This window comes from Mycolicibacterium austroafricanum (genome assembly GCF_902705885.1).
Classification (GTDB): domain Bacteria; phylum Actinomycetota; class Actinomycetes; order Mycobacteriales; family Mycobacteriaceae; genus Mycobacterium; species Mycobacterium vanbaalenii_A.
In genome coordinates, this window is record NZ_CACSIP010000018.1 from 86,496 (window position 1) to 98,067 (window position 11,572).

General features: G+C 69.5%; 11 protein-coding genes and 1 rRNA gene. All 12 read right to left on the bottom strand.

The window, feature by feature from the left end:
- Positions 1–2: 2 nt before the first annotated feature.
- The gene (gene xerD, locus BEMPMBAN_RS13785) at positions 3–959 is read right to left on the bottom strand and encodes a site-specific tyrosine recombinase XerD (protein WP_159230941.1); all 957 of its coding nucleotides are present in this window, start codon (positions 957–959) and stop codon (positions 3–5) included.
- Positions 956–1,603: an NUDIX domain-containing protein gene (locus BEMPMBAN_RS13790; protein ID WP_159230942.1), complete on the bottom strand. Its 648-nt coding sequence runs from the start codon at positions 1,601–1,603 to the stop codon at positions 956–958. The genes xerD and BEMPMBAN_RS13790 overlap by 4 nt, the downstream gene beginning before the upstream one ends.
- Entirely contained in the window at positions 1,596–3,365 is a 1,770-nt protein-coding gene (locus BEMPMBAN_RS13795; RefSeq protein ID WP_159230943.1) for a CTP synthase, read from the bottom strand. Before BEMPMBAN_RS13795 ends, BEMPMBAN_RS13790 begins: the two co-directional genes overlap by 8 nt.
- A gap of 154 nt (positions 3,366–3,519) precedes the next feature.
- Positions 3,520–4,461 carry a copper transporter gene (locus BEMPMBAN_RS13800; protein WP_159230944.1) on the bottom strand — a complete coding sequence of 314 codons (942 nt, stop codon included), beginning with the start codon at positions 4,459–4,461 and terminating at the stop codon, positions 3,520–3,522.
- Positions 4,462–4,471: 10 nt separating this feature from the next.
- Positions 4,472–5,656, bottom strand: a complete 1,185-nt coding sequence (gene steA, locus BEMPMBAN_RS13805; RefSeq protein ID WP_159230945.1) for a putative cytokinetic ring protein SteA — start codon at positions 5,654–5,656, stop codon at positions 4,472–4,474.
- Between the two features lie 92 nt (positions 5,657–5,748).
- Positions 5,749–7,527 carry a DNA repair protein RecN gene (recN, locus tag BEMPMBAN_RS13810; protein ID WP_159230960.1) on the bottom strand — a complete coding sequence of 593 codons (1,779 nt, stop codon included), beginning with the start codon at positions 7,525–7,527 and terminating at the stop codon, positions 5,749–5,751.
- Positions 7,527–8,450 carry an NAD kinase gene (locus BEMPMBAN_RS13815; protein WP_159230946.1) on the bottom strand — a complete coding sequence of 308 codons (924 nt, stop codon included), beginning with the start codon at positions 8,448–8,450 and terminating at the stop codon, positions 7,527–7,529. Before BEMPMBAN_RS13815 ends, recN begins: the two co-directional genes overlap by 1 nt.
- Positions 8,447–9,256 (bottom strand): TlyA family RNA methyltransferase, encoded by an 810-nt coding sequence (locus tag BEMPMBAN_RS13820; protein WP_159230947.1) that lies wholly within the window; start codon positions 9,254–9,256, stop codon positions 8,447–8,449. The genes BEMPMBAN_RS13815 and BEMPMBAN_RS13820 overlap by 4 nt, the downstream gene beginning before the upstream one ends.
- A 5-nt stretch (positions 9,257–9,261) precedes the next feature.
- A complete protein-coding gene (locus BEMPMBAN_RS13825; RefSeq protein ID WP_159230948.1) occupies positions 9,262–9,429 on the bottom strand; it encodes a hypothetical protein in 168 nt (55 codons plus the stop codon).
- Position 9,430: 1 nt separating this feature from the next.
- Positions 9,431–10,456 (bottom strand): HAD-IIA family hydrolase, encoded by a 1,026-nt coding sequence (locus BEMPMBAN_RS13830; protein ID WP_159230949.1) that lies wholly within the window; start codon positions 10,454–10,456, stop codon positions 9,431–9,433.
- Position 10,457: 1 nt separating this feature from the next.
- Positions 10,458–11,279: a tetratricopeptide repeat protein gene (locus BEMPMBAN_RS13835; RefSeq protein ID WP_159230950.1), complete on the bottom strand. Its 822-nt coding sequence runs from the start codon at positions 11,277–11,279 to the stop codon at positions 10,458–10,460.
- A gap of 199 nt (positions 11,280–11,478) precedes the next feature.
- Positions 11,479–11,572, bottom strand: a 5S ribosomal RNA gene (gene rrf / locus BEMPMBAN_RS13840); the annotation flags it as partial.

An 11,572-nucleotide genomic window follows, 5' to 3' on the forward strand; every position in this document is an offset into this window, starting at 1 on the left:
GGTCAGCGCGCTCGCGGATGCGCTCCGGCCCACACTTCGCGCAGCGCGTTCACGGTGACCATGGTGTAGATCTGCGTGGTGGTCACCGATGCGTGCCCGAGCAGTTCCTGCACGACGCGGACGTCGGCACCGCCGTCGAGCAGATGGGTGGCGAAGGAGTGCCGCAGCACGTGCGGGGACACCGTCGCGGTGATGCCCGCGCGTTCGGCGGAGTCCTGAAGCACCTGCCAGGCGCTCTGGCGTGACAGCCGCCCGCCCCTCGCGTTGAGGAAGATGCCTGCGGTGCCTCTGCCGCGGCTGGCGAGGTCGGGACGCCCGCGCACCAGGTAGGCGTCCAGCGCGGCGACGGCCGGGCGGCCGATCGGGATCAGGCGCTGTTTGCCCCCTTTGCCGCGAAGCAGCACCGAGCGGGCGTGGGTGTCGACGTCGTCGAGGTCGAGGCCCACTGCCTCCGAGATCCTCGCGCCGGTCGAGTACAGCAGTTCCAGCAGCGCACGGTTGCGCAGCGTCAGTGGGCCGTCGGTTTCGCTGTCGCCGCCGGCGCCGTCGAGCAACGCCAGCACCTCGTCGATGCTCAGGCTCTTGGGCAGCCGGCGGCTGGGCGTCGGTGGTTTCACCTCACGCGCCACATCGAGCGCGGCGATCCCCTCGGCGGCGGCGAACCGGTGCAGGCCGCGCACCGCGATCAGCGCTCTGGCGGCCGAGACCGCCGACAACGGCACCACGCCGTTGTCCGGGTCGCCGCGGCGCAGCGCCACCAGGAACTCGCTGACGTCGGCCTCCGCCACGCTCGCCAGATCGTCGATCCCCCGGGAGTTGAGGTGCTCGGCGTACCGCCGCAGATCTCGGCGATAGGAACTCAGCGTGTTCGCCGCCACCCCACGCTCGATCGCCAGGTGGTCGAGGTATCCCCGGAACTGTTCGTCGAGGGCGGCGCCGAAGGACAGCGAGTGGGTCACCCGTGCCCCTTCCGGCGGGCGAAGGCGGTGGGACGGTCGATCCAGGGGGCGTCGACAGCGCGAAGGCTGTCGACGCCCGGCATCGCGTGGGCGGCCAGGATCCCGGCGACCGATATCGAGTTCACGATCTCACCGGAGTAGACCTTGGCCACGGCGTCGTCGAGTACGAAGCGCTGCACCGTCAGGTCGGCTTCTTCGTCGTGCACCTGCGAGCGGTCCACGTCGCTGAGCCCGGTGGCCAGGAACACCCGGACGCTCTCGTCGCTGAAGCCCGGTGCGGAATCCAGGTCGACCAGCGTGTGCCACGTCCGGGCGGCCAGGCCCGCTTCCTCCGCCAGTTCGCGTGCCGCCGACACATGCGGGGGTTCGCCGCCCAGGTCGAGCAGTCCGGCGGGCAGTTCCCACAACCTCCTGCCGAACGCGTGCCGGTACTGGTAGACCAGCACGATCCGGCCCTCGTCGTCGATCGCGACGACGGCCACCGCCCCGAAGTGCTCGACGATCTCCCGGCGAGCGGTGTTGCCGCCCGGCATCCGGACCTGGTCGGCACGCAGCGCGAAGATGTTTCCGACGTAGAGGGTTTCCGACGCCGCGACGGAGAACTCGTGACTGCCGCTGTTGACGCCGCAGTCGTCGTCAGCCACGGGCCGGGACGTCTTCGAGGGCGTGCTCGGCGCCGTTGGCCGGGACGTCCGCGCTGTCTGGAATCGCCGGCATTTCCACGGGCAACCGCTCCTCGTTCTTGTACGCCAGCGAGGCGCCGATGAACGCGGCGAACAGCGGGTGCGGCCGGGTGGGACGGCTCTTGAGCTCCGGGTGCGCCTGGGTGCCCACGATGAACGGATGCACTTCGGGCGGGTATTCGACGAACTCGACGAGGTGGCCGTCGGGTGAGGTTCCCGAGAACCGCAATCCGCTCTGGGCGATGCGCTCGCGGTAGGTGTTGTTGACCTCGTAGCGGTGGCGGTGCCGCTCGGACACCTCGGTCGCCTCGTATGCGCGCGCCACGATGGAATCCGGCTCGAGGTGAGCCGGATAGGCGCCGAGCCGCATGGTGCCTCCGAGATCGGCTTCGCCGGCGACGACCTCGCGCTGGTCGGCCATCGTGGAGATCACCGGGTCGGGCGTCGCGGGCTCGAACTCGGCGGAATTGGCCTCGGTGATCCCGATCGACCGTGCCGCCTCGATCACGATGCACTGCAGGCCCAGGCACAGACCGAGGACCGGCAGGCCACGCTTGCGCGCATAGCGGATGGCGCCGATCTTGCCTTCGATGCCTCGGATCCCGAAGCCGCCCGGGATCAGCACACCGTCGACGTCGGCCAGCGCGGCTGCCGCCTCGCCGTCGATCTCACAGTCGTCGGAGGCCACCCACCGCATCTCCACCTTGGCGTGGTGGGCGAAACCGCCGGCCCGCAGCGCCTCGGCGACCGACAGATAGGCGTCGGACAGATCGATGTACTTGCCCACCAGCGCGATCCGGACAGATTCCCGCGGTTCGTGCACCCGGCGCAGCAGGTCGTTCCATTGTGTCCAGTCGACGTCGCGGAACGGCAGGTTCAACCGCCTGACCACATAGGCGTCGAGTTCCTCGCGGTGCAGCACCTTGGGGATGTCGTAGATGGACGGGGCGTCGGGAGTGGAGATGACACCGTCGATGTCGACGTCGCACATCAGCGCGATCTTGATTTTCAGGGGTTCGGGCACATCCCGGTCACAGCGCAGGATCAGCGCATCGGGCGTGATGCCGATGCTGCGAAGCGCGGCCACCGAGTGCTGGGTCGGCTTGGTCTTGAGCTCTCCGGAGGGCGCCATGTAGGGCACCAGCGAGCAGTGCAGGAAAAAGCAGTTCTCCCGGCCCACCTCGTGACGCACCTGGCGGGCAGCTTCCAGGAACGGCAGTGATTCGATGTCGCCGACGGTGCCGCCGATCTCGGTGATCACCACGTCGGGCCGGTTTCCCTGGCTGTCGCGCTCGGCCATCGCCAGGATGCGCCGCTTGATCTCATCGGTGATGTGCGGGATGACCTGAACAGTGTCGCCGAGGTACTCCCCACGCCGTTCTTTGGCGATCACCGTCGAATACACCTGGCCCGTAGTGACATTGGCGAAGCCGGACAGGTTGCGGTCGAGGAAGCGTTCGTAGTGCCCGACGTCGAGGTCGGTCTCGGCGCCGTCTTCGGTGACGAAGACCTCCCCGTGCTGGAACGGGTTCATGGTGCCGGGGTCGACGTTGAGGTAGGGGTCGAGCTTCTGCATCGTCACCTGCAGGCCGCGCGCGGTGAGCAGTTGCCCGAGGCTGGACGCAGTCAGGCCCTTTCCGAGCGACGACACCACACCACCGGTCACGAAAATGTGTTTGGTGGCGGTCTGCGGGTGCTTGCGTAGCTGATTCCGGCCGGGCAACAGCAACCTCCGTGACGATGGGCAGGGCTTAGTTTCGGTGGGACCCAGATGGAGATCGAGTCCGATTAGGGGCCTGCCGACCCACGGAATCTCACCCTAACACCGACACCGACAAGCCGTCGCTGACACGCGGGTGCCTCGTCGGACTACGGCCCTACGGCGCGACGGTTACGGCGCTCGCGCCCGGCCCGGTGCCGAACTGGCCCGCGCTGCCGCCGTTGATCAGTTCGCTCAGTGCGAGCACCGCGGTGATCCGCCCGGGTTCGCGGTCGACGTCGTCGACGGTGCTGACAGCGCTGTTGAGGGCAGCGTCCGACCTGGTCACCGCGACCGCGGCGGTTCCGGACGCCGAACCGTCGCGCCCGGCCAGGACGGTGCCCGCGCCGTGCGGGGCAAGGCCCGCCGCCAACCGGGCGACGGTGGCGCCCTGGTTGCCCGCATCGTCGCCGAGCGCTCCGCCGGTGACCACGAGTGCGGCGTCGGCGGCGCCGATGCGCTGAGTGCCGTAGGTCACGAAGCCGGTGTCGCGCAGTGCGGCCAGCACCGTGTCGCGGGACGCGTCGTCGACCGGCGGCACCGCCGGGTCCGGGTTGTCCAGCAGGGCGATCCCCAGCAGGTCGCCCGCCTGGGAGCCCTGGTCGACGGATCCGGTGCTCAACTGCGCCCCGGCGGGGACGATGGGTGAGTTGACCACCGAGAGCAACTTCTCCGCGGAGTTTGCGTCGACGAACTCCTGGGTCAACCCGATGCTGCCGGTCACCCGACCGCCGGCCTGCTCGACCAGTCGGGTCAGCGCCTCGACGTCACCGTCGGTGGCGTCGGGGGTACGGAACAGGATCACCGTCTTCTCCGCGAGGCTGTCGCGCAGGATGCGCGGTGCCATCTGGGCATCGAAGTCGCCAGCCGCACTGAGCTTTTCGTTCAGAGCGTTCTTGTCCTCGGTCAGCGAGTCGATCTGGGTCTGCATCTCGCTCTTGTCGGCGCGCAGCCCGGACAGCACCGTGTTGGACAGCAACCCCGAGCCCAGGGCCACGCCGATGGCCAGCGCCAGGAACACCGCAGCCAGCGAGATCGCATGCGAACGCAGCGAGATCACGTCATCACCTCTAGGAGACCAGGCCCTGCACCCAGAGCATGGCCCGGTTCCAGTACTCGGCCAGCCACTCGAGCACCGCGGCGTCGGCACGCGACACCCACAGCGCGGCGATGACGGCGATCAGCATGGCCAACACCAGCAGCGCGATCGCTCCGCCGGACACCCGGCTGCGGTACAGCGTGGCAACCGCTTTGGCATCGACCAGCTTCTCGCCGACCTTCAACCGGGTCAGGAACGTCGAGGGATTGCTGCGCTGCCGGGTGCGATCGAAGAACTCCTCGATGCTGGCGGTGTGGCCCACGGTGACGATCAGCGAGGCGCCGTGATGGTCACACAGCAGCAGCGACAGGTCGGCGGCCGAGCCGGCGGCGGGGAAGGTCATCGCACCCACGCCGAGGTCCTGGATCCGCTCCAGCCCTGCGGCGTGCCCGTCGGCATCGGCGGGCAACACCACCTGCGCGCCGCACCGCAGCACCTCGGTGCTGATCTTGTCCGGGTCGCCCACGATCAGCTGTGGCCGGTAGCCGGCCTTGCGCAGGATGTCGGCGCCGGTGCCGACCCCCACGAGCACGGGCTGATACTCCTTGATGAACGGCTTGAGCGCCTTCAGGTCGGCGGCCGCGTGGTCCTCCTCGGCGACGATCACGACATGCCTGCCGTTCATGTCGACGTCGATGTCGGGGATACCGATGCCGTCGATGAGCAGCGGGCTCTCGCTGCGGATGAACTCGATGGTGTTGCCGGCGAAGGCTTCCAGATGGGCGACCAGCCCGCCTTTGGCTTCCTGCATCAGCTCGTGGATCTCGGCGTCGGTGCGCTCGGTGCCGAGGATCAGCCGCCGGTCACCGGAGTACACGCCTCCCTCGTTGATCCGGATGCGTGCGCCGTCCTTGACCTTCTTGAAGACCTCCGGGCCGGTGTTGTCGACCAACATGATGCCGTTGACGACGAGGACCTCGGGTCCGAGGTTGGGGTAGCGTCCCGAGATCGACGCCGAGGCGTTCACCACCGCCGCGACGTTCGCCTCGACGAGCGCGTCCGCGGTGATCCGGTCCAGATCCTGGGCGTCGATGACGACGATGTCGCCGGGTGAGACGCGCCGCAGCAGCCGGTCGATGTCACGGTCAACTCGGGCGGTGCCGGTGATCCCCGGCCGTGAGCTGGCATTACGGGACAGCAACGCAGACATCTTCATGGGGGGATTCTGTCCAGGAACGTCAGTTATGCGTTGGAGGCGCGCCGTAACACCAGCCCCATTAGTTACTTCTTTTCACATCTGTCACAGGGCTAGGAGACCTGCTCACGATCGCTGCGGGCGGCGTCGAGAAGCTCGCGGGCATGCGCCCGGCCGCTGTCGGACTCCCCCAGCCCGGCGAGCATCCTGGCCAGCTCCGCAACGCGACTGTCATCGTCGAGCCGTCGCACCCCGCTGGATTTCGCGCGGTCACTCTTGCTGCCGACGTCACCCTCGACGACCAGGTGCACGTCGGCGTAGGCCGCGACCTGCGGCAGGTGGGTGACGACGATGACCTGGTGGGTGCGGGCCAGCCGCGCCAGCCGCCGGCCGATCTGAACGGCGGCACGCCCACCCACCCCGGCGTCGACCTCGTCGAAGACCATCGTGGTGCCCTCGGTGGAGGTGGCCAGCACCACCTCGAGCGCCAGCATCACCCTGGAGAGCTCGCCACCGGAGGCGCTCTTGTTCAGCGGCAGCAGGTCGGTGCCGCGGTGCGCGGCGAAGCCGAACTCGACGGCGTCGACACCGTCGCGGCCGGCGTGCACGACGGTGCCCGACGGCAGCGGCAGCGGGGCGGTGTCGTCGACGCGGGCTTCGAGCGGACCGACGGTGATGCTGAAGTCCGCACCCGCCATCGCCAGCCCGGACAGTTCGGCGGTGACGGCCTTGGACAACCCCTTGGCCGCCTTGGCCCGGACCTTCGTCAGGTCCTGAGCAGCATCGGCGACCTCGGCCTGCAGTCCGTCGACGCGGCGCTCCAGCTCTGCCAGCGTCTCTTCGGACACGTCGAGCTGGGCGAGCCGCTCACGCGACTCCCGCGCCCAGGCCAGCACACCGTCGATGTCGGCGGCGTACTTGCGCGTCAAGGTCCGCAACTCGGCCTGGCGCGCCAGCTTGGTCTCCAACGAGCTTGCGTCGGTGGGTAATTCGGACAGGAAGTGACTCAGCTCTGCGGAGACGTCGACGAGCACCGTCAGGGCCGCGCCGAGCTGTTCGGACAGCGCCGCCAGCGCGGCGTCGTCGGTGCCTTCGAGTGCCGTGCGCGCCTGCCCGACCGCGGACGCGGCCGAGAAGCCGTCGGCCGGCCCCTCGTCGACGGCGCCGGACAGCGCCGCGTGCGCCGTCTGCACCGCCTCGCGCAGCGAGTCCAGCTCCGACAGCCGGCGGATGTCAGCGACGAGGGCGTCGTCCTCGCCGGGCTGGGGCGCCACCACATCGATCTCGTTCAGCGCGAACTGCAGCCGGTCGGCCTCCTGGGTCAGCTCGCGAGCGCGGCGACGACGATCGTCGAGGTCTCCTCGGGCGGCCAGCCACTGGTCGCGCAGGGCGCGATACCGCTGCAACTGCCTGGTGACGTCGGCGTACCGGTCCAGGGCGGCGCGCTGCTGGTCGGGCCGCATCAATCGGAGCTGATCATTCTGGCCGTGCAGCGTCAGCAACTCGTTGGTGAACCCGCTGAGCGACTTGGCGGGCACGCTGCGGCCGCCGAGATACGCCCGCGACGGCCCGTCGCGGCTGACCGAGCGGGCGGCGATGACGCTGCGGTCGTCGTCACGCTCGGCGCCTGAGGAGTCCAGGATCTCGTCGACCCTGGTGATCACCGTGTCGCCCAGTTCGTCGGTGACGAAGCGCCCTTCGACGACGGCCCGGGCCGCCCCCGACCGCACCTTGGTGGGGTCCGCGCGGGCGCCACCCAGCAGGTGCAGCCCGGTGACCACCATGGTCTTGCCAGCACCGGTCTCGCCGGTGAGCACGGTCAGCCCGCCGTCGAACTCGGCGGTCGCAGCGCTGATGGCGCCCAGCGCCTCGATATGGATCTCGGATAGCACTACGGTCCGCGCCACCCCGTGACCGGCAACCTGAACTTGCGCACCAGCCGATCCGTGAAGGGCGCACTGTCCAGCCGCGCCCACCGCAGCGGCGTGCCGCACCGGGTCACCTCGAGCCGGCCCCCGGCGGGCAGCACCATCTCCCGGCGACCGTCGCAGAACACCAGCGCGTCGTGGCCGTCCGCCTCGATCTCGATGGCGATCGAAGCCTCCGGGCTGGTCACCATCGGTCGGGCGAACAACGCGTGGGCGTTGTTGGGCACCACTAGGATCGCCTCCAGGTCAGGCCACAGCACCGGGCCACCGGCCGAGAACGCGTACGCCGTCGAGCCGGTCGGTGTGGACACCAGCACGCCGTCGCACCCGAATGCCGAGACCGGCCGTCTGTCCACCTCCAGGACGACGCCGAGCACCCCCAGCCGTGGCCCCTTCTCCAGGCTGGCTTCGTTGAGCGCCCAGCCACGGTCGAGGAGCTCTCCCCCGGCGCGGATCGCGACGTCCAGTGTCATGCGTTCCTCGACCACGTAGTCGCGGGCGATGACCCGCTCGAGAACCGAGTCGATGGAGTCCGCCTCGGCCTCGGCGAGGAAACCGATCCGGCCCAGATTCACCCCGAGCACCGGAATCTCGACGTTGCGGGCGAGGTCGGCGGCTCGCAGGAACGTCCCATCGCCGCCGAGCACGAGCACCAGTTCACACCCCTCGGCGGCCAACGGGTCGGCGTCGACGACCTCGATCTCCACCCCGAGGGCCCGCAGGTCATCGGGCGCGAGGTGGACGGGGCCGCGATCGACCGCTTCGGCGGAGAGAACCCGCAGCGCGATTCCGTTGTCGCCGAGCACTTTCTCGACGCGGCGCGCCACCTCGGTGGCCTCCTCGCGGCCGGTGTGCACAACGAGCAGAATGGTACGTTCGTGCGTCATTGCGGCCCCTCTTCGACTGCCTGCCGGATCGCGCCGTCAATCGAATCCGCTGATAGCGCGCGGTCGCTGTCGGCACGCAGATGCAGGAAGTACTCGACGTTGCCCGCAGGCCCGGGCAACGGGCTGGCGGCGACGGCGACGGTGTGCCAGTGCAGTTCGGCGGCCCGGCGGGCCACCGAGCGCACCGCGTCGGCACGCAGCGCTGGGTCCGACACCACCCCGCCGGCGCCCACCCGGGATTTGCCGACCTCGAACTGTGGCTTCACCATGGGAACGATATCGGCGCTCGGAGACGCGCATGCGGTCAGCGCCGGCAGCACGGTCGCCAGCGAGATGAACGACAGGTCGGCGACGACGAGGTCCACCGGCCCACCGATGCCGTCGGCGGTGAGGTCGCGCACGTTGGTGCGCTCCATCACGGTCACCCGTGGATCGGTACGCAGCGCCCAGGCGAGCTGGCCGTAACCGACGTCGACGGCGACGACCTCGCCGGCCCCGCGGTCGAGCAGCACCTCGGTGAACCCGCCCGTCGACGCGCCCGCGTCCAGACACCGGCGGCCCTCGACCCGGACGCCGAAGGACTCGAGGGCGCCGAGCAGTTTGTGCGCTCCGCGGGACACCCACGAGTGCTCACCGACGTCGATCACCGTCAGGTTGGCGCTCAGCGGGATCGCGGTCGCGGGCTTGGCTGCAGGCATCCCGTCGATGCTGACGCGCCCCGCGCCGATCAGCTCCGCGGCCTGCTGGCGCGAGCGGGCCAGCCCGCGTCGTACCAGCTCGGCGTCCACACGAGCGCGCCGCGTCACGCGGATCAGCCCTTCTCGACCGATTCCAACGCCTGCAACAGGAGCTCGTGCGCCTCCTCCAGGCGCGCAGCCACAGCGTCGAGGTCGGCTTCGCCCACCTCGGCATGCTCGCCCAGAAGTTCGGCCACCTGGGCGCGAATCGCGTCGGGATCGTCAGTCATGTCGGTGTTCACGCTAGCGCACCCTGCCGGTGGCATCCGGGAGCAGCGACCAGCGCTGCAGGGCCTGTCGCGCGGTGTCGTCAGCCGCCGAGATCGCCATGGGGCGGCGGTCGGCGTCGGCGTTCCAGACCGCGTCGGCGAGCGCCCGGATCACCGACAGCGCATCGCCGGGATCCTGGTCGGTGGCCCGCACCGTGACCGTGTCGGCGTCGACCTCGATCTGCCAGCCCGGGTGCGGCCCGACCCGCAGCGTGTCGGAGTCCGCGGTGAGGGCGCGCAGATCCTCGGCGATGTAGTCCGGCCGCTGCTCTGGGATCGCCCAGACCGCGTCCTCGGCGGTGTTCACCCCGCACACCACCATCAGGCTGGGCAGTTTCGCGGCGATGGCTCCGGCGATGTCGGTGTCGAGACGATCGCCGACCACCAGCGGCGTGTGAAAGTCACCGCGGGACAGGGCATCTGCCATCAGGACCGGTGACGGCTTGCCGGCGACCTGGGGTTCCCGGTCGGTGGCGGTCCGCAGCGCGGCAACCATGGAGCCGTTGCCCGGCAGCAGACCACGCTCCGAGGGCAGCGTCTTGTCCACATTGGCGGCGATCCACAGCGTCCCGGACCTGATCGCCAGTCCCGCCTCGGCGAGGTCAGCCCAGCCGGTCTCCGGTGAATGCCCCTGCACCACGGCGACCGGATCGTCCGACCACTGCCGAACCGGCGCCAGGCCCACGTGGGTGACCTCAGCGGCCAGCGCATCGGTGCCGACGATGAGAACCTTCGCCCCGGCCGGCAACTGGTCGGCCAGCAGGCGTGCGGCACTCTGGGCACTGGTCACCACGTCATCCGGGTCGGCGCTGAAGCCAAGCTCACGCAGGTGCTCGGCCACCTGATCGGCGCCGCGGGAGGCATTGTTGGTGACGTACAGGATCCGCGACTCGACGGCCGCCAGCGTTTCCACCGCACCCGGCGTCGGCTGATGACCGCGAAAGACCGTGCCGTCGAGGTCAAGCAGCAGACAATCATGTTGCTGCGCAAGGGTTTTCACGTCAGGACAGCTCCGTGATCCGCTCTTCGGCGTCGGTGACCCCTTCGACGTCGGCGCGGGCAGCGTTGAGGAACCACTCCAGCGCCTCCGCGGGGCGGCCGAGGGTCAACAACGTCTCGGCGTAGGTGTAGAACAGCCGGGCGGCGGTCTGGCCGGTCTGCGACGGATCGAGCGCCGGTGAGGTCAGAATCGCCAGCGCCTGCTCGTGCTGGCCCATGTCGGAGCGGGCGCCGGCGACCACCATCCGCAGTTCGTCGGCGTCGTCACCGCTGAGCTGGGCGGCCTCGGCGCTGCGGGCGAGTTCGATGGCACGTTCAGGGCGACCGATACCGCGCTCACAGTCGGCGATCAGGGCCAGCAGTGGCGACCGGCTGCCCATTCTGCGCGCTGCCCGCAGTTCAGCCAGCGCCTGCGCCCAGTCGCCACAGTGGTAGGCCGCGATGCCGACGGCCTCGCGGATCGCGGCGATCCGGCCGGCACGCGCCCTGGCCGCACGCGCGTGTTCGAGTGCGGCTTCGGGGTCGTCGTCGAGGAGTTCACCGGCCGCCACCAGGTGACGGGCGATGACATCGGCGGTCCCGCGGTCGAGAGTCGTGAGCTCCCCGCGGATCTCCGGCGAGAGTTGTTTGGCGTCGATCTCGGCGGGAATCGGCGGACCGGTGTCGCGCGGCGCATCGGTCGCCGGTCGCGGTTGGGCGCGACGGGCGCGCTGCGGTCCGGAGACGCGCGGTGCCGATCGATGATCTCTGCCCGGTCGCTGGCCGCCGGCGTTCGAGCCGCGCTGCGGGCGCCGTTCGCCGCCGCCCTGGGTCTCCTTGGGCACGTAGGCCCTTCCTACTTGTGGTCGTCGTTCTTGTCGTCGTCGTTCTTGTGGACGTCGTTCTTGTGGACGTCGTTGTGCAAAGGATACGGCCAAGAACGACCGGGTCACAATTGGCCGGAATTGACGGCAACAATTGATGACGACAATAAAGAAAAGGAAATCGCCCCCCACGCAATGGTGGGGGGCGATTCCAATTTGTGTTCGGCGGTGTCCTACTTTTCCACCCGTGTGGGTAGTATCATCGGCGCTGGCAGGCTTAGCTTCCGGGTTCGGGATGGGTCCGGGCGTTTCCC

Excerpts from the sequence above, each read along its gene's own strand:
- steA (WP_159230945.1), bottom strand. The coding sequence starts at position 5,656 with ATGAAGATGTCTGCGTTGCTGTCCCGTAATGCCAGCTCACGGCCGGGG.
- BEMPMBAN_RS13815 (WP_159230946.1), bottom strand. The coding sequence starts at position 8,450 with ATGACGCACGAACGTACCATTCTGCTCGTTGTGCACACCGGCCGCGAG.